The 23,219-nt window shown below is 49.8% G+C and carries 23 protein-coding genes; 11 read left to right on the forward strand and 12 right to left on the reverse strand.

The window, feature by feature from the left end; all coding sequences use genetic code 11:
* Positions 1-4: 4 nt before the first annotated feature.
* On the reverse strand, positions 5-2,302 hold the full coding sequence (locus tag ABD880_RS14605) for a penicillin-binding protein 1A (RefSeq protein ID WP_425575840.1): 2,298 nt from the start codon (positions 2,300-2,302) through the stop codon (positions 5-7).
* Between the two features lies 1 nt (position 2,303).
* The gene (gene porW, locus ABD880_RS14610) at positions 2,304-4,886 is read right to left on the reverse strand and encodes a type IX secretion system periplasmic lipoprotein PorW/SprE (protein WP_345167605.1); all 2,583 of its coding nucleotides are present in this window, start codon (positions 4,884-4,886) and stop codon (positions 2,304-2,306) included.
* Positions 4,887-5,200: 314 nt separating this feature from the next.
* Between porW and ABD880_RS14615 the strand changes: the two genes are divergently transcribed.
* The 11 genes from ABD880_RS14615 (at position 5,201) to ABD880_RS14665 (ending at position 14,541) form a co-directional block, all read left to right on the forward strand.
* A complete protein-coding gene (locus tag ABD880_RS14615) occupies positions 5,201-5,440 on the forward strand; it encodes an AtpZ/AtpI family protein (RefSeq protein ID WP_345167607.1) in 240 nt (79 codons plus the stop codon).
* A gap of 1 nt (position 5,441) precedes the next feature.
* Complete coding sequence (locus ABD880_RS14620) at positions 5,442-5,825, forward strand: hypothetical protein (RefSeq protein WP_345167609.1); 384 nt, start codon at positions 5,442-5,444, stop codon at positions 5,823-5,825.
* Positions 5,826-5,868: 43 nt separating this feature from the next.
* Positions 5,869-6,954 carry a F0F1 ATP synthase subunit A gene (gene atpB, locus ABD880_RS14625; RefSeq protein WP_345167612.1) on the forward strand — a complete coding sequence of 362 codons (1,086 nt, stop codon included), beginning with the start codon at positions 5,869-5,871 and terminating at the stop codon, positions 6,952-6,954.
* 36 nt (positions 6,955-6,990) lie between these two features.
* Complete coding sequence (gene atpE / locus ABD880_RS14630; RefSeq protein ID WP_066506565.1) at positions 6,991-7,248, forward strand: ATP synthase F0 subunit C; 258 nt, start codon at positions 6,991-6,993, stop codon at positions 7,246-7,248.
* Between the two features lie 122 nt (positions 7,249-7,370).
* Positions 7,371-7,868 (forward strand): F0F1 ATP synthase subunit B, encoded by a 498-nt coding sequence (locus tag ABD880_RS14635; protein ID WP_345167616.1) that lies wholly within the window; start codon positions 7,371-7,373, stop codon positions 7,866-7,868.
* Between the two features lie 68 nt (positions 7,869-7,936).
* Positions 7,937-8,494, forward strand: coding sequence for an ATP synthase F1 subunit delta (gene atpH, locus ABD880_RS14640; protein WP_345167618.1), 558 nt, complete (start codon positions 7,937-7,939; stop codon positions 8,492-8,494).
* A gap of 2 nt (positions 8,495-8,496) precedes the next feature.
* Complete coding sequence (gene atpA, locus ABD880_RS14645) at positions 8,497-10,077, forward strand: F0F1 ATP synthase subunit alpha (protein ID WP_345167620.1); 1,581 nt, start codon at positions 8,497-8,499, stop codon at positions 10,075-10,077.
* 73 nt (positions 10,078-10,150) lie between these two features.
* Positions 10,151-11,041 (forward strand): ATP synthase F1 subunit gamma, encoded by an 891-nt coding sequence (gene atpG / locus ABD880_RS14650; RefSeq protein ID WP_066506553.1) that lies wholly within the window; start codon positions 10,151-10,153, stop codon positions 11,039-11,041.
* Positions 11,042-11,243: 202 nt separating this feature from the next.
* A complete protein-coding gene (gene pafA / locus ABD880_RS14655; RefSeq protein ID WP_345167625.1) occupies positions 11,244-12,908 on the forward strand; it encodes an alkaline phosphatase PafA in 1,665 nt (554 codons plus the stop codon).
* Positions 12,909-12,956: 48 nt separating this feature from the next.
* The gene (locus ABD880_RS14660) at positions 12,957-13,517 is read left to right on the forward strand and encodes an inorganic diphosphatase (RefSeq protein WP_345167628.1); all 561 of its coding nucleotides are present in this window, start codon (positions 12,957-12,959) and stop codon (positions 13,515-13,517) included.
* Between the two features lie 175 nt (positions 13,518-13,692).
* Positions 13,693-14,541 carry a UbiA family prenyltransferase gene (locus ABD880_RS14665; RefSeq protein WP_345167630.1) on the forward strand — a complete coding sequence of 283 codons (849 nt, stop codon included), beginning with the start codon at positions 13,693-13,695 and terminating at the stop codon, positions 14,539-14,541.
* 76 nt (positions 14,542-14,617) lie between these two features.
* On the opposite strand, the gene ABD880_RS14670 is transcribed toward ABD880_RS14665, so the two are convergent.
* From ABD880_RS14670 to ABD880_RS14715, 10 genes are all read right to left on the reverse strand, one after another.
* On the reverse strand, positions 14,618-16,129 hold the full coding sequence (locus ABD880_RS14670; protein ID WP_345167633.1) for an NAD(P)H-hydrate dehydratase: 1,512 nt from the start codon (positions 16,127-16,129) through the stop codon (positions 14,618-14,620).
* 458 nt (positions 16,130-16,587) lie between these two features.
* The gene (locus tag ABD880_RS14675) at positions 16,588-17,388 is read right to left on the reverse strand and encodes a phosphatase PAP2 family protein (protein WP_345167636.1); all 801 of its coding nucleotides are present in this window, start codon (positions 17,386-17,388) and stop codon (positions 16,588-16,590) included.
* Between the two features lie 275 nt (positions 17,389-17,663).
* The gene (locus tag ABD880_RS14680; protein WP_345167639.1) at positions 17,664-18,158 is read right to left on the reverse strand and encodes a hypothetical protein; all 495 of its coding nucleotides are present in this window, start codon (positions 18,156-18,158) and stop codon (positions 17,664-17,666) included.
* A gap of 56 nt (positions 18,159-18,214) precedes the next feature.
* A complete protein-coding gene (locus tag ABD880_RS14685; protein ID WP_345168073.1) occupies positions 18,215-19,393 on the reverse strand; it encodes an NADH-quinone oxidoreductase subunit D in 1,179 nt (392 codons plus the stop codon).
* A gap of 85 nt (positions 19,394-19,478) precedes the next feature.
* The gene (locus ABD880_RS14690; protein ID WP_345167642.1) at positions 19,479-19,952 is read right to left on the reverse strand and encodes a hypothetical protein; all 474 of its coding nucleotides are present in this window, start codon (positions 19,950-19,952) and stop codon (positions 19,479-19,481) included.
* Positions 19,949-20,500: an NADH-quinone oxidoreductase subunit C gene (locus tag ABD880_RS14695; protein WP_345167644.1), complete on the reverse strand. Its 552-nt coding sequence runs from the start codon at positions 20,498-20,500 to the stop codon at positions 19,949-19,951. Before ABD880_RS14695 ends, ABD880_RS14690 begins: the two co-directional genes overlap by 4 nt.
* Before the next feature lie 41 nt (positions 20,501-20,541).
* A complete protein-coding gene (locus ABD880_RS14700) occupies positions 20,542-21,291 on the reverse strand; it encodes a YqjF family protein (protein WP_345167646.1) in 750 nt (249 codons plus the stop codon).
* Between the two features lie 12 nt (positions 21,292-21,303).
* Entirely contained in the window at positions 21,304-21,828 is a 525-nt protein-coding gene (gene nuoB / locus ABD880_RS14705; RefSeq protein WP_345167648.1) for an NADH-quinone oxidoreductase subunit NuoB, read from the reverse strand.
* A gap of 51 nt (positions 21,829-21,879) precedes the next feature.
* The gene (locus ABD880_RS14710; protein WP_345167651.1) at positions 21,880-22,671 is read right to left on the reverse strand and encodes a toxin-antitoxin system YwqK family antitoxin; all 792 of its coding nucleotides are present in this window, start codon (positions 22,669-22,671) and stop codon (positions 21,880-21,882) included.
* A gap of 30 nt (positions 22,672-22,701) precedes the next feature.
* Complete coding sequence (locus ABD880_RS14715; RefSeq protein WP_345167653.1) at positions 22,702-23,184, reverse strand: NADH-quinone oxidoreductase subunit A; 483 nt, start codon at positions 23,182-23,184, stop codon at positions 22,702-22,704.
* Between the last annotated feature and the right edge of the window lie 35 nt (positions 23,185-23,219).

Raw genomic sequence — 23,219 nt, forward strand, 5'->3', positions numbered from 1 at the left:
TCTGTTAAAACTCTTCTTCCGTTACTTTAGCAGGAATGGTTAAAACCTGGTCTTGTTGTACGGAATCTGGGAGCGCAGGTGTTGTATTATAAGCGCCACAATTGATATTAGTAGACAAAGGCGCAGCTGGTTTAGGGAAAGGAGCCTTAGACACGTTCAATGACTTGTCTGCGTACACCTTCCGCATAAAGGCACCGTAGATGGGCATGGCCAACTTATTCCCTTGTCCGTAGGCCGCACTTCTAAAGTGAATGCTACGGTCCTCTCCGCCTACCCAAACGCCAGCGGCCAGGTCTGGGGTGATACCCATGAACCACGCGTCTGAATAGTTAGAGGTGGTACCGGTCTTGGCGCCAATCTCATTCTTTAAGTTATTTCTGAACCGAAGGCCATAATATGCCGTGCCACCGCGCGTATCTGCCGAACCTTGTAGCATATGCACCATCAGGTAGGCGGTTTCTTCGCTTAAGGCTTCAACGGTCTTAGGAGCAAACTCCTGCACCACGGTGCCTGCTTTGTCTTCTATGCGCAAAATGTACTGCGGCTGCGTCCAAACGCCTTTGTTCACGAAGGTGCCATACGCACCCACCATGTCAAAAAGGGTCACATCACTAGAGCCTAAGGCCAAAGACGGAACCGGCTCCAGCGGAGTAGTAATGCCTAGTCTGCGGGCCGTGTTGACAACCGCCTCGGCGCCTAGCTTCTTCATCAAGAAGGTAGTAATGGTATTAACCGAAAGCGCCAGGGCCTCGCGCAAGGTGTGTCTGCGGCCTGTGTATACACCGTCAGAGTTTTTAGGCGTCCAGGGCACGCCGTCTTCATTGATGATGGTCACGGGCGCGTCTACCACTTCATAGCAAGGCGAGTAGCCTGCCTCAATAGCGGCAGTGTACACAAACGGCTTAAAGGTAGAGCCCGGCTGACGGGCACCTTGCTGCACGTGGTCATACTTGAAGTACTTGTAGTTGGTACCGCCTACCCACGCTTTCACATGTCCGTTCAAGGGGTTCATAGCCATAAAACCAGCGTGCAAGAAGTGCTTGTAATACCGCAGGGAGTCCATTGGGCTCATAAGCGTATCAATCTCACCCTTCCAGGAGAACACCCGCATGGGTATCTTTTTGGTTAAGTGGTACTTGATGGAGTCCTCATTGCCGTCATACTGTTCATCCAAGCTTTGATAACGGGCCGTGCGCTTGATTTGAGTGGCCAGGAAGTTCTTGATCTCTTTGCCGTTTTCATCTATCCAGGGGTTTTTACCCTTCCACTGCTGAAAGAAGATTTTCTGCATGGCCTTCATGTGATCTTCCACGGCATCCTCGGCATGCTTCTGCATGCGTGAGTTGATGGTGGTATAGATGCGCAAACCATCTGAGTACAGGTCATAGCCGTTTTCCTTCGCCCACTTGGTCAGGAATTTACCCATTTCCGTCCGGAAATAAGGTGCCAGGCCTTTGTTCTGGTTCTCTACATTGAAATCCAGTTTCATGGGCTTGTCCACGCTGGCTTGATAGGCCGGCTGATCAATGAAGTTGTATTTGAGCATCTGGTCCAGCACCGTGTTGCGTCTGGCTTTAGAACGCTCTGGCTGGCTTACCGGACTGTAGAACGAAGGCCCTTTCAAGACGCCCACCAAGGTAGCTGATTCTTCCAGGGTTAACTGCTCAGGGGCTTTGTTAAAGAACGTCTTAGCGGCTACTTTCACCCCATAGGCATTGCTCCCAAAGTCCACGGTGTTCAGGTACATCAAGAGAATCTCCTTTTTGGTGTAAGAGCGCTCCAGTTTAATGGCCATGATCCATTCTTTGGTCTTGATGATGAGCATGCGCAAGCCGGGCACACTGCTCAACAAACCGTCGTTCAAGTCACTGCGGGTCCTGAACAGGTTACGCGCCAACTGCTGGGTAAGCGTACTGGAACCACGATCCTGCTTGCCGGTCAATTGGTAGTAGGGTACCGCCAGGGTTCCTTTAAAGTCAATACCGGAGTGCTCTTCAAACCGAATGTCTTCTGTAGCGATGAGGGCATCTACCAAATGCTTGGGGAGTTGCTCATAGGTTACTGGGCTTCTGTTCTCTCTAAAGTATTTACCCAGCAAGACGCCGTCCTCTGAATAGACCTCAGACGCCAGTTCGCTCTTAGGGTTCTCCAGGGCCTTTAAATCTGGCAGATCTCCAAAGAGGTTGAGAAAGTTGATGCTGACGGCAAAAACGTATAGAACGAAGAAGATGAATCCTCCGGCAAAGCAAAGCCACAGCCCCGAAATGATTTTCCGGAACGTGCTATTAGGCGACGAGAACATACTATTGGTAATTTTTTTCAAAGAAGGCTAAATACGCAGGCAAGTCCTTGAGCTGTTGTAACAACAGCAGGTTCTCTGCGGATATCACAAAGGTAGCAAATTTCGGGCCTTTTACGGTAACCAAGGGAGAGTTACGGGCCTGTTGCAATCTGGAAAACTGATCAGTGGCTTTGTAGTCTGCAAACGGCTGTACTACAATAAGCCTGGCGCTATCTGTTAAGGCAATGACCTGGGTAGTCAGGTTCTTCTTAGCATGATAACGGGTGTTATACTGTTGGAAAGATGTCATCATCTTCTGGGCCGCCAGGCTGTCATTAGGATAAGCGATGATGAAAGCGTGCGGAGCGTCCAGATTCAGTTTGTATGTTGGTATTTCAGCCGCTGGCGGAGGTGCTGGGGCAGGCTCTGCCACTTTGTTTAGTTCGCCGCTCTCCAGACGCTGGTGTAGACCAAGCAAGGATTTGGCTCTGTCTTGCAAAGGGCTGTCTGGGTATTGGGTCTGGAAATTCTCCAAAGCAGTTTTAAAGGCGGCTGGTGATTGGGTGCGGCCCGTGATCAAGGTCTGTAAGAAGGCAATCTGGTCTGGAATGTCGTTGCCCGGGTACTTGTCCTTGATCTCGCCTAAGGTAGCAGAGGCCAAGGCATATTTCTCTTGCTCATACTGTTGGTAGGCAGTGTCATAGAGGGCATGCGCAGCGGCATTCTCTGCTGTAAACTGACTCAAGAAGTCTGGTTGGTCAATCAGTCGGCTGTACTTAGAGTTGGGGAAGCGGTCTTTCAACACCTTGGCGTATTGCGCGGCTTGGTCAGGTTGGCTTTGGGACTGCGCAATCACAAAGAGGCTATAATAGGCTTCTGAGGCATGCACCGTGTTAGGGAACCGTTGCAACAATTGTTGGAAGGTTTTAGAAGCCTGCTCTGGCTCCCGCAAGCGCTGTTGGTAGATATTGGCTAGGGTAAACAAGGCTTCCTCAATTTTCTTGTCAGAGGCTTGGCGTTGCTCTGCCGTTACTGGAATGGCTTGTAAATAAGCTTCCTGTTTCTGAGCGTTGGCGGCGGCTAGAGCTACACTGTCTATGGCTGGTCTGGTGGTAGCATCTGCTGTTTGCCCGCCGCCCATAGACAGCGCAGTAGCCCTGCGCCAGTTGTCCTGAAGAGGGCGTTCTCCCCATACGCGTAAGAAGTCGTTTCTAGCGCCCGCCATGGCCACGGGGTTGTCAAAGTACCAGGTGCCGCCCGCGGCGCCAAAGCCTCCGGCCGGCGGAGGGCCAGACGTGCCAGTGTTAGTTCTATTGTTAGCTTGTGCCGTAGCGGCTGTGGCCTGGGCTTGTTGCTCCATTTCAATCTGCTGGGCTATGCGCTGGGTGCGTTCTGCCACGGGCAGTTGGGCCAAGGCCTGTAAGCTGTCCTCTGTCCTGATGATTTCTAATTGCTGGGTAAAGGCGGTGAGGACCGTTCGCCGGTCGGCTAGTTCTTCATAGCCCAGCGTGTTTTGGGGCAACAGTTGCAGCGTGCTGTCATAATAGGCTTGAGCCAGTTTGTACTGTTGCAGGTGCTCGTAATGAATCTGACCGGCCAATAAATAGGAATAGGCTTTCTGGGTGCGGTTAGTAGTAGAGGCTCTGGTAGATTTGCCCAGGTAGTCTAAAGAGGCCGGGTACTGCTTTTGCTTCAACTCCAGGCGCGCCAGGTCATAGTAAATTTTGTCCAGGTACTCCCGGTTCTTTTCGTCCTTAGCCAGGTTGTTTAAGAAGCCTTCTACTTTGTCCTGATCAGTGGCATCCTTCAGCTCAGTTACTTGGGCCTGGCTCAGTTTGGAATAGAATCCTAGCTCATACGGCGGCCTGTTTTTGAGAATCTTTGAGAATTGCTCATAGGCTTTGGCATCCTGGTTGGTGGCTTGGTAGGCTTGGCCCAGGATAAAGCGTACTCTGGACTCTTCATCTCGCTTCTCCACAAAAGGCAGGGCATTCTCCAGGTTGGCGATCATGCCGGGCAGGTTGTTCTGCTCACTAGCCAATTGCGCTCGGGTCAAGAGCAACTCGCGGCCGTTGTCCTCGTTCATGCGCTCATTTCTGAACAGCTCTGAGATAGAGGAGGCATTATCATAGTCCTTGGCTCTCAAATACGTACGCATTAGCCAGACCAGCGCGGCATGCTTGGCATTGGGGTCTTTGCTGGTGGACTGCACGTACCTAAAGGTCTTGATGGCCTCGGCTTCCTCTCCTTGGTAATAACGGGCTTTGCCAATTAATACATAGCTATCATCTATCCATTTGGACTTGGGATGACGTGCAATGGGGAAGGAGGCGCGCTTGATGACTTCGTCCAGGTCTGGCTGAAGCGTTTTGAGTACGGTGGTGTCTATGGGTGGTAAGACATCCAAGATGCGGTTGTAGTCATTGATGTTGGCGGCGGCCAGTTTGTTCTCAATTTCCAGCATCTTCTCCTTGGCCAGAAAGTAGCCGTTGAACCGGGCGTTCAAATTGCGGTAGGCGCGGCTTATGGGCCCGTTCTTCTCAGAAGAGCAACCAGCCAGCAGGCCAAACAGGAGAAAATAGACAAAGAAACGCGTCAGCTTCAACGTATAGGATATTGGGACAACAGTAGAACTGTGCAGGGTTAGATTTATTTTACCGGTAACCCGTCTTTCTGTCAGCAGAAGGACGTATGCATGAGCCTATCCGGAAGGCGCATTACTATATAGCAAACTTACGCTTTTTTGGGTTCATGCTACCCTAGTACGCAAATGCCCGTGAGATAGATAACGCAGGGCCGTTGCAGATGGATATGCTTAAGCCGTTTTTTGCCTGATTTCTAGAAAATAGCCCAAAAACGCAAGATTTACAAGGCCTTACCATTTAAGATGCTTTTGTACCTTTGCCAAAGAAATGACCTATGGAGCCAGAAAAGAAACCATTAGAGAATAAGCGTCAAGAGTCACAGGCCAAGCCCTACCTTAAATATTCTGGCCTGGCGTTTCAGATGATAGGCATCATGGTGCTGGCCGCGTTGGGCGGACGCAAGCTGGATGCCTATTTTGGCAATGACACACCGTGGTGGACTTTGGGTCTGTTGTTGGTGGCTATTGCCGCTTCTATGTACCTGGTCATTGTCTCCCTTACCAAAAAAGATTAGCGTGAATTTTATTAGAGGACTGGTTTTGATCACCGGTTTGGTGGTGCTGGTAGCTAGTGGTTTCATAGCGTTTAATGGAAACCAAGTGGTGCACCCGCTCATCTGGTGGATGATTGGATTCTTTGTTTTTGTGACGGCCTTTGCCCATTATGTGGCGCACATGGGCTTAAAGCATGATCAGGAGCACTTGCATGCCTATTATTATGCGTCCATGGGTGTGCGGATGGTGTTCGTGATTATAGCAATTTTTATATATAGATTTTATAACGAGGAGCGGGTAATACAATTCGTGTTCAACTTTTTCGTGCTTTATTTTATTTATACCGCATTTGAAATCTACTCATTGTTGAGTAACTTGCGCCAAAATTCAAAAAAGCAAATCTAGGGGAATGTGTCAACTAAGGCACGTTACTTTTAAACCGCTCTTAATGAAGAAGATATTCGTTTTTCTGCTTTCTATTCTTACTTTTTCAGCCCAGGCGGCAGAATCTACTGAGGGTGGAGAATTCAAGCCCGGCGACATGATCATGCACCACATTGGTGATGATTACACATGGCATTTCGCTGACGGTCTGGTGCTTCCCCTTCCAGTGATTGTAAATGGTGAAAACGGGTGGGATGTCTTCTCCTCGTCTAACTTCTACAATGCAGACCATCAATTACAGCCTTACAAGGGCTACGTGATGGAGCATGGGCATATTTACTATGCAGATGCCAATGGCAAGCCAAGAGCCGTAACCACCGCTGACGGCGAAGCCAAAGCAGTGGGTCCTTTGGATCTTTCTATTACTAAGAACGTGGCCTCCATGCTGGTTAGTGTGTTGCTGTTGTTCTTGGTGTTCATGTCTATTGCCGGCGCGTACAAAAAGAACAGAGGCAGAGGCCCAAGAGGTATTCAGTCTTTCTTTGAGCCCATCATCATCTTTGTACGAGACGAGATTGCCAAAACCAACATCGGGCCTAAGTATGAGCGCTACATGCCGTATTTGTTGACCGTGTTCTTTTTTATCTGGTTCAATAACCTGTTAGGCTTATTGCCAGGTGGTGCCAACTTGACCGGTAACATCACGGTGACGTTGATCTTAGCAGTATTCACCTTGTTGATCACGGTATTCAGTGGTAACAAATCGTACTGGGGTCACATCTTCAACACGCCGGGCGTTCCGTGGTGGTTGAAGTGGGGTATTCCTATCATGCCACTGGTAGAGGTAATTGGTATCTTTACCAAGCCATTCTCTTTGATGGTTCGACTTTTTGCCAACATCACGGCAGGTCACATCATCATTCTTTCCTTGTTTAGCTTGATCTTTATCTTCAAGTCTATTGCCATTGGTCCGGTGAGTGTAGCTTTTGCTGTGTTCATGAACTTTTTGGAGCTGTTTGTGGCTTTACTGCAAGCGTACATTTTTACCCTGCTGTCTGCCATGTACTTTGGCGGCGCGGTAGAAGAGCATGACGGTCACGGTGACTTAGGCCACGGCGACGCTCCTTACGCGGTAGACCCGCATCATTAATCTGAATTTCTTTTTTAACTATATATACCTACAATTATGTTAGCATTATTGCTTCAAGCTTTGTCAGAAGGCGCAGGTTTCGCGATTATGGGTGCCGGTATCGGTGCTGGTTTAGTTGCTCTTGGCGCTGGTCTTGGTATCGGTAGAATCGGTGGCTCTGCCATGGAGTCTATTGCAAGACAACCTGAGGCCGGTGGTAAGATCCAGACTGCAATGATTATTGCTTCTGCTCTTATTGAAGGTGTTGCCCTTTTCGGGGTGGTTGTTTGCCTTCTGATCTCTTTCATCAAGTAAGATGATTCTATCCTTCTCCCGTCCTGACGATTGGTCTGGACGGGATGAAGTGATAAAGGGAGAACAAGTAGAGTATATGCGTTATTAGAGGGATTGCCCTCCAAGACTTTAAATAGAAAGAAATGAATCCATTAGTAACTCCAAACATAGGGCTACTTATCTGGCAAGCAGTCACTTTCCTGATTGTGATGTTCTTATTGTCTAAGTTTGCCTGGAAGCCTATCATGGCAGCCTTGCGCGAACGTGAGCAATCTATTGACAGCGCCTTGCAGATGGCTGAGAAAGCCAAGCTAGAGATGCAGTCTTTAAAAGCTGACAACGAGCGCCTTTTGAACGAAGCCCGTGTTGAGCGTGAGCGCATCTTGAAAGAGGCTTCTGAAACAGCTAACGCGCTGGTAGAAGGAGCTCGTGCCAAAGCCAATGAAGAAGGACAGCGCATGATTGAGAACGCCCGTGAGGCCATTGGCCATGAGAAGCAGGCAGCCTTGACCGAGGTGAAGAACCTGGCAGCTACCTTGTCTATCAACATTGCTGAGAAACTGTTGAACCGCGAGTTGCAAGACGAGCAGGCGCAACGTGCTCTGGTGCAAAGCTACCTACAGGACGCCAACTTAAGCTAAGACCGGTAAAGGCGAGCCGCTTCCCGCCCATTGAAAAGGAAGCCTGAACCTTAAACCACGCTAGAGAGATGTCAGACGTTAGAGTTGCCTCCAGATACGCCAAGTCGCTGTTGGAGCTAGCCAATGAAAGAGGCCAGCTAGAGCAGGTGTACGCAGACATGCTTTTGTTTACAAAGGCCGTTGCCGAGACCCGCGACTTGCACCTGGTGTTGCAAAACCCAATTGTAAAACACGATAAGAAACTCGCCATCCTTACCTCTATTTTCTCAGGGAAGGTAACCGAGTTGACCCTTGCCTTCTTCAAGATTCTTACTCAAAAGAACCGCGAGAAAATCCTTGAGACGGTGGCCACAGAGTTTGTGACCCAGTACAACGAGGTAAAAGGCATTCAAATAGCAACGGTGACCACTGCCGTTCCATTGACTGAAGACCTGCGTGCCACTTTCCAGAACATGGTGAGAGAGCGCTCTGGTAAAACAGTAGACCTGAAAGAAGTGGTGAACCCAGCCGTAGTAGGCGGGTACGTATTGCGCGTTGGAGATGAGCAGATTGATAACACAGTCCGCGCCAAGGTGCAGAAGTTGAAAAATAAGTTTAAAGAAAATCCATACATTACTAAACTATAATCATGGCAGAAGTTAGACCTGATGAAGTATCAGCGATATTAAGAGAACAACTGTCAAACTTCAGAACAGAGGCTGAACTAGAAGAAGTTGGTACTGTTTTGCAAGTTGGTGACGGTGTTGCTCGTATCTACGGCTTATCCAAGGCACAGTCTGGTGAGTTGTTAGAATTCGAAAACGGTCTGCAGGCCCTTGTTCTTAACTTAGAGGAAGACAATGTGGGTGCGGTATTGTTGGGTGACTACAGCAACGTTAAAGAAGGCGATACTGTAAAGAAAACAAATAAAATTGCCTCCGTTCGCGTAGGTGATGGCATGGTAGGTCGTGTAGTGAACACCTTGGGTCAGCCAATTGATGGTAAAGGTCCTTTGGTTGGTGAGCTATATGAGATGCCAATTGAAAGAAAAGCACCAGGTGTTATCTACCGCCAGCCGGTAAATGAGCCGATGCAGACTGGTATCAAAGCCATTGACTCCATGATTCCGATTGGCCGTGGCCAGCGTGAGTTGATCATTGGTGACCGTCAGACAGGTAAGACTGCCGTGGCTATTGATACTATCATCAACCAGGGTGAGTTCTTTGACAGAGGTGAGCCTGTATTCTGTATCTATGTAGCGGTTGGCCAGAAGGCTTCTACGGTTGCACAGATTGTGAACGCTCTACAAGCTGGTGGCGCTATGCGTTACACAGTAGTAGTTGCCGCCCCTGCCGCTGACCCTGCTCCAATGCAATTCTACGCGCCGTTTACAGGCGCTGCTATTGGTGAGTTCTTCCGTGATACCGGTCGTCCTGCACTAGTAGTTTATGATGACTTGTCTAAGCAAGCAGTTGCGTACCGCGAGGTGTCTTTGTTGCTTCGTCGTCCTCCAGGACGTGAGGCCTATCCAGGTGACGTATTCTACCTTCACTCTCGTTTGTTAGAGCGTGCGGCTAAGATCAACGCCTCTGACTCTATTGCGCAAGACATGAACGACTTGCCAGAGTCTATCAAACACTTAGTGAAAGGTGGTGGATCTTTAACGGCCCTTCCAATCATTGAGACCCAGGCTGGTGACGTTTCTGCCTATATCCCAACCAACGTGATCTCTATCACAGACGGTCAGATCTTCTTGGAGACTAACTTGTTCAACTCTGGTATCCGTCCAGCTATCAACGTAGGTATCTCGGTATCACGTGTAGGTGGTAACGCCCAGATCAAGTCCATGAAGAAAGTGGCTGGTACCTTGAAGCTAGACCAGGCGCAGTTCCGTGAATTGGAAGCCTTCGCTAAGTTTGGTTCTGACCTAGATGCCGCTACTAAGTTGACCATTGAGCGTGGCCGTAGAAACTTAGAAGTATTGAAGCAACCACAGTTCTCTCCAGTATCTGTAGAAGACCAGGTGGCTATGATCTACTGCTGTACCAACGGTCTGATTGATGACGTGCCGGTGAACGAAGTTCGTGCCTTTGAGAAAGAGTTCTTGATGACCATGAACGCACAGCACCGTCCGGTATTGGATGCCTTGAAAGCAGGCAAGATTGATGACAACGTGACCAACGAGCTGAAGCAAGTGGCTCGTGACATCACCGCCAGATATCGTAACTAATTAACTCAACAGAAGAAGAGCTTTGCCCACCCGGCAGGCTCTTCTTTCTCTGTTCATATTTGACTAACTATTAATGGCTAGTTTAAAAGAAGTACGCAATAGAATTGTTTCCATTGGGTCTACGCAACAGATCACCAAAGCCATGAAAATGGTGGCGGCGGCCAAGTTGAGAAGAGCACAGGACAACATTATCCGTATGCGTCCCTATGCACAACGCTTGAACAGTATTCTGTCTAACGTCTCTACGGTAAACGCAGAGTCAGACACTAATATCTATTCGCAGAAGCGTGACGTGCAGCGGGTATTGATCATTGTGGTAACCTCTGACCGCGGTTTGTGCGGGGCTTTCAACTCTAACGTGATGAAAGCGGCCAACCTTTTGATTAAAGAGAGATACAGCGCACAAGAGGCCGCCGGTAACGTAGAGATTATGGCTATTGGTAAAAAAGGACATGAGTTCTTTACCAAGCGTAACTATACACTAGCCGGTGACTATACCACGGTCTTCAACAACCTGTCTTTTGAGCGCGTACGCGTAGCCGCAGAACAGGCCATGGAAGGCTTCATCTTGGGTCAGTATGATCGCATTGATCTTGTGTACAACGAGTTCAAGAACGTGGCTACCCAGATTGTGCGTACAGAGCAGTTCTTGCCAATCCCTGAAAAGACTGAAGAAGAGACGGCCAACAACGCCAACTCTGACTATATCTTTGAACCTTCTAAAGAAGAGATTGTAGAGCAGTTGATTCCTAAGTCTTTGAAGATTCAAATCTACAAGGCGGTATTGGAATCTAATGCTTCTGAGCACGGTGCCCGTATGACTGCCATGGACAAAGCCACTGAGAACGCTGGGGAGCTCTTGAAACAATTGAAACTGACCTACAACCGAACGCGTCAAGCGGCCATTACCACCGAGATCCTGGAGATTGTGGGTGGTGCAGAGGCGCTCGCGGCCAGTAGATAATCCATCTTCACCCATATTTGCGGCGCCCATCCAAAAAGATGGGCGTTTCGCATTTTAGAGCGGTGCGTGTTATCGTAAGGTTATCATTTGTAAAACGTTAGCAGAATGGGCAGGGCAAATTATAAGCTCTAGTATCTTTGCTATGTTTTTCACCTGTTTTCTGGGAAATAGCCCAAAAACGGATTAACCATCCTCCACTTATATGGAAAGAAGATTTTTCAACTTCCCCCTGGTTCTTCTCCTCTTGCTGTTGTCCTTCACAACAGAAGCGCAGAAAAGAAACCGCAAAAGCCTACCGGCCCAGCCTAAACTAGTGGTGGGCATTGTAGTGGACCAGATGCGCTATGATTACCTGTACCGCTACTGGAGCAAGTATTCTAATGACGGGTTCAAACGCCTACTACGCGAAGGCTTCAACTTCAAGAACAACCATTATAACTACGTTCCCACCTACACAGGTCCTGGCCACGCGTCCATCTACACGGGCACCACGCCGGCCATGCACGGCATTGTAGGCAATGACTGGTACAACAGAACCACCAATAGAAACATCTATTGTACCGAGGATAAGTCGGTTCAATCCGTAGGCTCTACCTCAAACGCTGGTCAGATGTCACCAGTCAACATGATCTCTACCACCATCACAGATGAGCTCAAACTGGCCACCAACCAGAAGAGTAAAGTGATTGGCCTAAGCTTGAAAGACCGCGGTTCTATTCTTCCGGCCGGGCATGCCGCCAATGCCGCTTACTGGTTTGACGGTACCAACGGCAACATGATCACCAGCACGTATTACATGCAGGAGCTCCCGGCATGGGTACAAGCCTTCAACAACCGCAAACTAGCCGACCAGTACTTAAGCCAGCCTTGGACGACGCTGTTGCCCATAGAACAATACACCGAGAGCACCGCCGATGACCAGCCATTTGAAGGCCTGTTCTCTGGTGAGAAGAAACCGGTGTTCCCGCACAACCTGCCAGAGTACCGCGGCAAGACGTTTGATCTATTGCGGGCTGTGCCTGCCGGAAATACCTATACCAAGGACTTCGCCATTGAGGCTATCAAGGCTGAGAACCTGGGCAAAGGGCAAGTGACGGATTTTTTGGCAGTGAGCTTCTCTACGCCAGATTACATAGGTCACCAATACGGGCCTAATTCCATTGAAGTGCAGGACAACTACCTTCGCCTGGACAAGGACATGGCCGACCTGCTCAAATTCTTGGACAGCCACCTAGGCAAGGAGAACGTGTTGATTTTCTTGACGGCAGACCACGGTGCGGCGCATAACCCCAATTACATGAAGAGCCTTCGCATCCCAGCTGGTGTCATCACGGGAAGTGCCATGACAGACTCTCTCAAAAAGCATTTGAACCAGAAATTTGGCACGGCAGAGTGGATATCCAGCTTTTTTAACCAGCAGGTGTACTTAAACCACGCCATCATTGAAAGTAAGAAAGCAGACTTGGTGGCCATCCAGGAAGAAACTGCCCGTTTTATGCAGCGTTTTCCGGGTGTTTTACGTTGTATCACCTCTGACGCCCTCATGAAGTCTCATTGGGAGAGCGGTTTAGGGATGCTGGTAGAGAACGGCTACATGCCGTACCGCTCCGGAGACGTGGTGGTGATGCTACAGCCCGGCTGGTATGAGGGCTACGGTCGCGGCGAACCCAAAGGCACCACGCACGGCAGTCCCTGGTCTTATGACACCCACGTGCCGCTGTTGTGGTACGGCTGGCAGATTCCGGCCGGCGAGAGCTCCCAGAGAAGCAACATCACAGACATTGCCCCCAGCCTAGCCAACTGGCTGAACATTCAAGAGCCCAACGGTACCACCGGCAAAGCCTTACAGCAATACATGCAGAAATAATCTGTTTCTGCGCAAGACGATAATAATAGCTTAGAATTAAAAGTACGTATGTTAGAAATTTCAAAAACCGCCAGCAACCCTTGGCATGATGTAGAATACGGCGATCAGGCGCCAGCAGTAGTAACCGGTATCATTGAAATCCCGAAGGGATCCAAAGCAAAATACGAGTTAGACAAAGAGAGCGGCCTTTTGAAGCTGGACCGCGTGTTGTTCTCAGCGGTGCATTATCCTGCCAACTATGGCTTCATTCCGCAGACCTACTGTGATGACAAAGATCCTTTGGACATTCTGGTGCTTTGCTCTATTGACGTGGCTCCTATGTGTCTTATTGATGCCAAGGTGATTGGCGTGATGCAGATGATTGACAACAACGAGGAAGATGACAAGATCATCGCCGTGGCTGCCAATGACATGTCTGTGAAGCACATCAATGACATCTCTGAGTTGCCGCCGCATACCTTGCTAGAGATTCAGCGCTTCTTTGAAGACTACAAGAAGCTGGAGAACAAGCAAGTGGTAGTAGAGAACTTCCTGGGCCGCGAAGACGCCTACCGTATCATTGAAGACAGCATCAAGTTGTATAATGACACCTTCCGGACCGAAGGATAGTATTCCTGAAGCAAATAACATAAAGCGCCATTTTCTACAAAGAGAGTGGCGCTTTCGTTTTTGGGCTGTTTTCTGAAAAATAAGCCAAAAACAGGAGAGAAAGCAGAACAAGTTGTCAGGATTCTCGTCTGCAACGTATCTTGCCTTACCAACCAACCGTTGGGCCCTCACACAGATGCGCTATCTTTTAAAAATTCTGGATTTCATTTTGTTCAGCAATATATTCATTGCCGCCTGCGCAACGGCACTGGTATGGGAAACCTATTTGCTGAGCGGCATGCCCATGTCCACCCGGCTGGGGGTGATGGCGTTCTTCGCCACGCTGTTTGTCTATAATGCAGACAGTCTGCTTCCTTACAAATTCAATCAGGACGTGCCCCTCACCAAACGCATGGCCTGGGTGCAGAAGAACCGGTTGGTTTTGATGGCCATTGCCGCTACCAGCGTCCTGTGCGTGTTTGCCTTGTACTGGATGGCCGCCTTTGAGTTGAGCTTCTGGTTTATGCTACACCTGATGGTGGTGGCTGGCTTGTATTCCATTCCCGTGCTCCCAGACCGCGAAGGCTACATCCCGCTCCGTGATATTCCTTTTCTAAAAGTCTTCTTGATTGCCTATGTCTGGTCAGCCATTACGGTGCAACTGCCACAGATGGAAGCCGGCCGCGATTTGTTTGCCGCTGACAGCCTCATCCTGTTTGTGAGACGGTTTCTGTTCATCTTTGCCTTGACGCTGGTCTTTGACATACGAGACCTTAACAAAGACAGGATGACGGGTACCGTTACGTTCCCTGGCAAGTGGGGTGTGGCTAAGACCAAGCGCTTGGCACTAATGGCATTGCTCCTGTTTGCCGTCTTGTTACCCGCCACCATCAACTGGCAAGTGCGTCTGGCATTGGGACTGTCTGCCCTAGGTTCTGCCTGGGTAGTCTGGAACGCCCATGAGAACCGGTCCCATTATTACTTTCTGGTGCTGGCCGACGGCATGATGCTCCTGCAGTTTCTGCTGGTCTGGCTATTGATGTAAGCTTTTACAGAGAGAGCCGTTTTTGCCTTTATTTCCGGAAAAGAGCCCAAAAACGACTATATTCTTTGGAGATTAATCAGCCTTTCTCTACCGCTAGAAACGCCTTTCCTAAAAACGCAGACAAGTCTGAGGCAATCAGAGAAGCCTGTCCCATTTCCTGCGCGGCCAAGTCACCGGCCAAACCATGCACATAGATGCCCAGCAAACACGTCTCTAAGGCACTGTAGCCCTGCGCCCGCAAAGAAGTGAGAATGCCCGTGAGCACGTCGCCAGAGCCTCCGGTGGCCATGCCTGGGTTGCCGGTGCTGTTAAAGTAATACTCGCCCGTAGGCGTGCCCACGCAACTATGCGCTCCTTTCAAGACCACATAGCATTTATGTTCCTGGCAGAAACTCTGAAGCAGTTGCAGTCTGTGAAAATCATCGGTGGCGGGGCCGGTCAGGCGCTCAAACTCTTTGAGGTGCGGCGTCAGAATGCTTCCTTCGGGTAGGGTTCTGAGCAAAGTCCGGTCCGCGGCCACCAGGTTCAGGGCATCGGCGTCTAACACCAGCGGCGGAAGATGTAACCTAAATAAGGCTTCCAAGGCCAACCTGGTGTCTTCGGCTTGGCCCAAGCCCGGTCCTATACCCAAGCAATCATAGGCGTCTGGCTGGCCAGTGAACCGCGTGAAATGCAGGTCATGAAGATCGGTTAAAGCCATGGCTTCGGGCACTGCGGTTTGTACAATGCTGTAGCCAATCTGCGGCACTTGCACGGTCAACAATCCCACTCCAGCCCGTAACGCTGCTTGCGCAGACAAGATGAGCGCGCCTAGTTTGCCGTAGCTCCCGCCAATGAGCAGGGCATGCCCGTAGGTGCCTTTGTGCGCATATTTCTTCCGGGGCTTTAGAATAGACTTTATGAAAGCGGGCGTAAGGAGCTGATAAGGCGAGGCCACATTCTGTAAATATTCTGGATGCAAGGCAATAGACACCGCATGCCACTCGCCCACATACGCGCCTGACGAAGGCAATAGGAACGACAACTTGGGCTGTTCAAAAGTCACCGTGTGCGTAGCCTGCACCACCGTACTGTCTTGCAGCAAAGCCTCATCAGCAAAAAGACCCGAAGGAACATCCACGGAAATAATGGTGCCGCCCAACTGATTCATCTTCTCCACCACCTGCGCATAAACTCCGCGCAAAGGCCTGGACAAGCCAGACCCGAAGAGCGCATCCAGCACCACGGTCCCTGGTGACAATTCTGAAAAATCCTCTATAGATTGAATGGACTGCGCCGGAAGCTCCTGCGGAAGGCGGTGCAGGTTCTGTGTGAAGTCGTCAGATTTGGTCTGGTCTGGTTCCTCTACCAGAAACACCTGCACATTATAGCCCCTGTTGTGCAGAAGCCTGGCCGCGGCCAATCCGTCTCCGCCGTTGTTGCCGGGTCCGCAGAAGATGGCAAAGGGTACCTCTGGGGAGAACCTTTGGGTAAGCCAATCTACCAACGCCGAAGCCGCTCTTTCCATCAAATCCAGGGAGGAGATGGGCTCATGCTGGATGGTGTAGGCATCGGCCTTTCGGGTTTGGGCGGCGGAAAGGATTTTCATGTTATTGATTGCTGATCGCTGATTGTCAATTGTTAATTGCTGGCAAGAAAGCACAAGTGCTGTAATTCTTTCTACGTGCAGAGAGCGGCAGGGTGTTCAAGATGCGTGATGTAGTAATCAATCGCCTAGCATCACTTTTTTTAGGCTCTTAGGAAAGGAGCGGTAGCCATTATATTCAACCTCTGTGTCACAACCACAATACGCTCTAATTGTAGATAGCATTCAACTAGTGGTAGTCATTTTCCAGCTACTACTAATTAATCTCCAGCCACTACCCCGCCGCCGTTGTTGGTGTTATCACCAACAACCTCATCTGTGGTCTCTCAAACCAAATGCTTACCCAACTCCAGTAAAACAAAAATTCCGTTTTCGGGCTGTTTTCACTAAAACAGCCCGAAAACGGAATCATATATGTTGCCACTAGTCTATCTCAGCAATAAACAATAAACAATCAATAATCAGAATTTGACCGCCAAGCCCATGCCCATTTCGCCGTTTGGCAGGACGGTGGGTGCCAGCGTGGCGTTGAGTCCTTTGTTTATGGCAAGCTTGTCATGCAGCCAATAGACCGTGTTCACGGATAAGATGCCAATTCCGGCGCCGGCCAGCACGTCAGACATCCAGTGCTCATTGTTCAAGACGCGCATCACACCCGTGGCACTGGCAATGGTGTAACTGCCCACGCTTATCCAAGGGCTCTTGTCCCTGAACTCTTTATCTGCAATGGTGGCAATGGTAAACGCGTAGGCCGTATGTCCCGATGGGAACGCCCGCGGTAAGCCGTTGGGCCGCGTCTGGCCAGATAAGATTTTGGTGGGATAGACTATGGCCGTAGTCAAGGCGCCAGAAGCCAGCACCAATCCCGTCTGTCGCCTAATGTCATGCTTGTTCTGCGAGGAGAACAGGTTAAACCCGTACAGTCCCACAATAGGCACGAAGAAGAGATAGTCATCTACCTTGGTACTGAACTTGGGGAACTCGGCGCGGGCATCCTCTTTGGCGTCATAGCTGCTGTAAAAGCCATTGTCTTTGATGGTATAAATACCAGCGGCTAATAAGACCGCCGATGGCAAGACCGCCTTCTTTAAAAATTGTCTGTTGTTCCGCTTGTTCTCCAGTTTATGGAGAGAGTCTGTCCTGGTGAGGATAGAAACAGAGGACCTGGAAAGTTCAACGGGCGGGGTCACCTGCTGCGCCTGCACATTGCCTAAAAGGGTCAAGGATAGGAGCGGGACCGCTACATATTTTCTGAGGTTCAAACGCTTCTTGATTTTTTGGTGAAACAGAGACATAACGCACAAGCCGCCAAGAGAATTCACAAAAGTAATATCAAATTCGTGTAAGCGGTGCGCAAGCTACTGAATTAGAAAGGAATAGAATCGTTTTTGGCCTGTTTCTCAGAAAATAGAAGGAAAACAGAAAGCATTCTTTGCATCGTCATAATAGATTGATAGCTTTCGAATGGACTTATATCAGTTGGCAGGTAAGCCGTCAGTTAAAGCATGGCTTATGCACCATATTAGTCGGCGAAATTTTATTTTTTCTTACTTTTTACGTGCAGAGCAAAGTTATCCAGCCTTTGCTTAGTCTTGCTTGTAAGTTTATCACCTTTGATATAATTAAGGCCTTCAAACTCAAACTCATTTTTATCAAGGTCTAGGATTACAGTCGTAGTCGGACTTTCATTATTCAAATTTTCGCGGATTAAGGTGTAGCTTAACTCTAGCACATTACTTGTTTTGTTTTTCCAAGTCCCTTTATATATCCTAAAAATATCAGCGTACTGGTGAGTAGAGTCCCCCCATTGCCCTCCATTACTAGAAAGCATAATAAATTTACCAACTGGATGGAAAATGATAGCATTAATAGTTGTGGCTTCGACTATTGAGTCAAGTTCTGGGTCTCCCGTGTTAGTCTTCTTCCACTCTATGTCCTTGTTTACCCAATACCGGGGTATGCTCTTGTCTTGGCCGAGACAAAGGAACCCAAGGAATAACAATTGAAACAAGAGTACAAGCTGTTCTTTCATCGTTTTTTGGCCATCTAAATAATTGATAAACTGATTTAAGGAGGGCACATTGCTAATCACCTATCTAACTCACCCAACACAATGTCCACTGAACCTACAATGGCGATGAGGTCAGAGACCATGCAGCCTTTGCTGATTTCATGCAACACAGACAGGTTAGAGAAGCAGGGGGAGCGGCCTTTGCACCGGAACGGCACGTCGGTGCGGCCGGTAGTCCTAAAAAAGTAACCTAACTCACCGCGCGGCGTCTCTGCCCTAAAATAGAAGTCCTGCGCCGCCGGGCGTATCTTCTTAGGGCACATAGCCTGCGGGTCAAAGTCTGGGGTGCGTTTGTGGTCTCCTTCCAGTTGGTCCAGGCACTGCGAAATGATTTTGATGCTCTCCTGGCACTCCTGCGCGCGCACGTAGTTCCGGTCCCAGCAATCGCCCACGGCCCCGGCCAAGCCCTGCCCGATTGGGATTTCAAACTCCAATTCTGGGTACACAGAATAACCGTCCACCCGGCGCAAATCAAACCGCAATCCAGATCCACGTAGCATGGGCCCTGAACAGCCGTAATTGATGGCCACGTCTAGCGGTAGCGTGCCCACGTTGGCGGTGCGGTCAATGAAAATTTTATTCTGAAGCAGGAGCGTATCCAGTTCTGTGAGTTTGGGCAGGAGGTAGTGGATGAATTCGCGGCAACGCTGCTCAAAGCCCACAGGCAGGTCATAGTACAAGCCGCCAATCCAGATGTAATTGTAGAGCATGCGCGCGCCCGTCACCCACTCTAGCAGGCGCTGAATGTGCTCCCGGTCCCGCAAAAGCCACAGGAACGGGGTGAAGGCGCCAATGTCTATGGCGTACGTCCCGATGGCCAGAAAATGCGAGGCGATGCGGTTGAGCTCTGCCATCAGCACGCGTATGTATTCCACGCGCTTGGGTAGTTGCCCGTCCAGGCCCAGCATCTTCTCCACGGCCATGCACCAGACGTGCTCTGAGTTCATGGCGGCCAGATAGTCCATGCGATCCACGTAGGGAATGGTCTGGTGATAGGCCAGGGCCTCGGCGTGCTTCTCAAAGCACCGGTGCAGGTAGCCAATGTGCGGCACCACGTCTACCACCAGCTCACCGTCCGTGACCACCTCCAGCCGCAGGACGCCGTGCGTGGCCGGGTGCTGGGGGCCCATGTTCAAGAGCAGTTCGCCGTGTTGCAGGCTGTCTACGTCAAACTTGTTGGGTTCAGACTGGAGCAGGTATTCTGTGTAGCGCGTGGTGGTGGCCAAAGGAGAGAATCAATTTTGAGCTAATTTCTGGAAAACAGGGCAAAAACGGAAACAGCTAGTTCACCGCGGGTGCTTTGGTGACTAGCCGTTCAATGTCATCATCCGTGTTTATTTTCCTGTCCTTGCCCGCCGAAGTCAGGTTAAAGCCTTGGTTGGGTAGCATGGGTTGATATACCACACGATTGCCCCAGCTGTCAAGGGTGTTGTTCCTGATCATCGGGTCATTGGCCACCACCTCATTCAAATGCGCCGGAAGCATTGCCCTGGTTTGATAGTACTGCGCGATTTGTCCGCTCAGGCGGTTGAGCTTGAGGGCCGTATTGCGTTCTTTCACCAGGTTGTAAGTAAGCGCATAGACGAGTAGCATCAACACAAACCCGCCTACCCACACTAGCACCGCTAAGCGCACCACAGAAAACAGGGTGCCCGTGAAGCTGTTCCAAAAGCCTACTCGGCCTTCAAAGTTGTTTCTGGTCCTCACGCCAAACAGCAGGGCCAGAAAATCGAACATATTTCTAATCTTTCTCATGAGGGTAGATTCCAATCGTTTTTAACACCGTTCTCTTCATTGTGCTGGTCATAGGGCACCTTGATGCCGTGGTATTCTGCCGGCCACGTATAATCTTTCCTGAGCGGATGTCCTTCCCAGTCGGCCGCGCACAGAATGCGCCGCAAATCTGGGTGGTCTGGGAACGAGATGCCTACCAAATCATAGACTTCGCGCTCATGCCAATCTGCTGACCGCCACACATGGCTCACCGTGGGTACGGCGGGCAGGTGCTGGTCTGCCAGATTGCGGGGTACCTGTACCTTTAACGCAAAATGATGGTTGTACGGGATAGAATAGAGGTGATAAATTACTTCTAGGGTGCCAGCTTCTGGTCCATTGTCTACGCCCGTCAGGCAAGAAAGAAAGTCAAAATAGGTCTGCTCCTGGTCATGCAGAAATTCGGCCACCTCGGGCAAAGCCCAATCGGCCACCAGCACATAAGACTGCAGAGGATGCACCTCTTCGCCCAAAATCACGGTTTCCCCGAACCGGGTAAGCAACAAGTCTTTGATTTCTGCGAAGGTCATCTGGCTAGGCGTTGGATAAGGGAAGGTACGCAAAAATAGCCTTACCCAGGCAAGGTCTCGCGCGGCCAAGCCACTACTTTCACGCCCTCAGAGTAATGCATTTGTTCTACGTTGTCTAGCATAAGCTGTGTCTGCCCAACCTTGTAGGAAAGAGACCCAGCCTGGATCTGGAGCTTATGCAAAGGCCACATGAGGTGATGGATTTCATAGCGGTGCAGTTGGCCACCTCTTTCAAGGTACAGGCTGTAGCGTTCGGTGAGAAAAGCGTCAAGCGGCGTTCTATTAGTAAGTTCTGGGCCTACGCTGTAAGTGATGTCCAATGAAAACCCTTTGGCCAGACTTTGCGATTGATAGCGCTTGAAATTTCCTGTAACAGTACGGGTCATAGCCGCCTTTTCATAGGGCAAGCCGGATAGCTTCTTAGACACCCAGGCAGAAAGAGATTTGCCTGCTTCAATGTTCAAGAAATAGACGCCGTCTTTGTCTTGATGGCTCACATAGGTCCTCACATTCACCTCCAGAAAATCTGACACCAGACTCAGCGGGAACAGCTTCTTCGGGTGAATCTTCTGCATGGTAAACGCCACTACAGACACCCAGGCCTTGCCGTCCAGTAAATTCAGTTCTAAGTTTTTAGGAAGTAAAGGCTCCAGTTCTTCTGGCGGAACGCTCCAGTGAAAGAACAGCGCCTCATTCCATTCCTGGTAATACGTCCACGGGCTGGTGCACAAGGCCCAAGGCCGATGCTCCACTGATTCTAACAATTGCTGGATGACCTGGCGGTTTGCCATACGGAAGAGTTCTTAACTTTCTGCTTTCTCCTGGTCTAACAACCGCAACACGGCCCTAGGCGCCGTAATACTTTCCTTTCTAATGAGTTCCTGCAGTTTCATAAAGCCGCCAATCAAGGCTTCGGGGCGGGGCGGACAGCCGGGCACGTAGACGTCTACCGGAATGATGCGGTCCACGCCTTTGACTACGTGGTAGCCGTGTTCCCAATAGGGGCCGCCGCAGTTAGAGCAGGATCCCATGGAAATGACGTAGCGGGGTTCGGGCATCTGTTCGTAAAGACGGCGTATGCGGTCGGCCATTTTGAAGGTGACGGTGCCGGCCACAATCATCACGTCGCTCTGGCGCGGCGAGGGCCGGGGCAGAATCCCGAACCTATCCATGTCATAGTTAGACCCATAGGCCCCCATCATCTCGATGGCACAGCAAGCCAACCCAAACCCCATGGGCCACAACGCCGACAGCCGGGCCCAGTTGAGCAGGTCGTCCAGTTTGGCGATGAATACGCCGCCTTCGCCGGTTTTGTCTGTGGGTGTCATGGTTGCGTTTTTGGGTTGTTTTGGTGAAAATAGGCTAAAAATGAAATATTTTTACTTAGCTGTGCTGATGAAATAGGGACAGGACTTACGGAAGCCAAATTTCTCAGCGGCTACAAAAGGTGGTTCTTGCAGGAAATCAATTTTTGAGCCTTGGTACTTATCTCCTATCGCCTTGGAGGTGGATGAAAGACCAGACATGAAAGTACCTTCCATAAAAACACCCTTAGCGTATTCTTCTTTGCATATAGCAAAGCCACTTGTGATGAAGACCCAACTCCCAACCATGAGGCTGTCTTTTACCATACCCTGTAAGGCGCCGTTAAATCCGGTTGTTTGGTCTATAGTGCCATTGCCGCCTGTAATCATTTGCTTGCCCTCCTTGTTCCAGGCCGCTACAATCATAGGCACGCCTGTTTTATAGTAGAGGACCAGGTTAGGAGAGCCATCCTCAAAATATAGCTTCCATTCCCCGTCCCGTACGTTGTTCTTATAGATGCCTGCGGATTTGACGTTCCCATTTTCATACATCTCTTTAAAAGGCCCAGATTTTAACTTGTTTTCATAACTGCCTCTTGTGATCAAGGCGCCAGCTTTTGAGACGTCATGAAAAGGCCCAGTAAAAGCACCGTCTTCAGAGATTTTTGTATACCGTATGTACTCTGCGCATTCTGGTTTCACCAGGTTCCATTTGTTGTCATAGTAGAACTCGGCACTGTCCCTGCCAAGCGTCTTGAAGGTCTGTTTTATATCTTGGATATCTAAATAAACTTGGGCTGGCTGGTCTGGCAGAACAGAGGATTTTAGGAGAAACAGTTTTACAAAAAGAGCAGTCAAGAATGCCATACGGGTAATGATTTTGAATAGAATCTTGGGTTACTTCTTATACTTATCATTCACCTGCTGGTACAAATTGCCCGGAATCTTAGACCGGCTTTTAGGCACCACTGGCTTGGGTTTAATCCAGTCCAGGTGGCCTTTCACCCAGGCGTAGGCCAGGCTCAGAGCCAGCACCAGCACAAAGAAGAACATCTCGGCTAAGGCAAACCAGCCCCAGGTTCCATTAGAAGCCTCTATCAATTCTTTATCCCCAAACACCACTGCCCAAGGGAACAGGAAGACCAGCTCCACCTCAAACAAAAGAAACACCAAGGCAATGACGTAGAAGCGCGGGTTAAAAGCACCCCAGGCGTTGCCCAGGGCTTCTTCGCCAGATTCATAGGTGGCCAGCTTTTCTGAGTTGGGATTGTTGGGCCGCAATAATCTGCTGGCAAAAAGCCCGAGCGCTACAAAGACCACTCCGCCAATCAAGAAAAGCAGAATCACTCCGAAGTCTGAAAAATAAGCGCTTTGTGTCATGGGCTACAGGGCTTATACAAATCTAACCCATTTCT

Source organism: Nibribacter koreensis (assembly GCF_039541795.1).
Classification (GTDB): Bacteria; Bacteroidota; Bacteroidia; order Cytophagales; family Hymenobacteraceae; genus Nibribacter; species Nibribacter koreensis.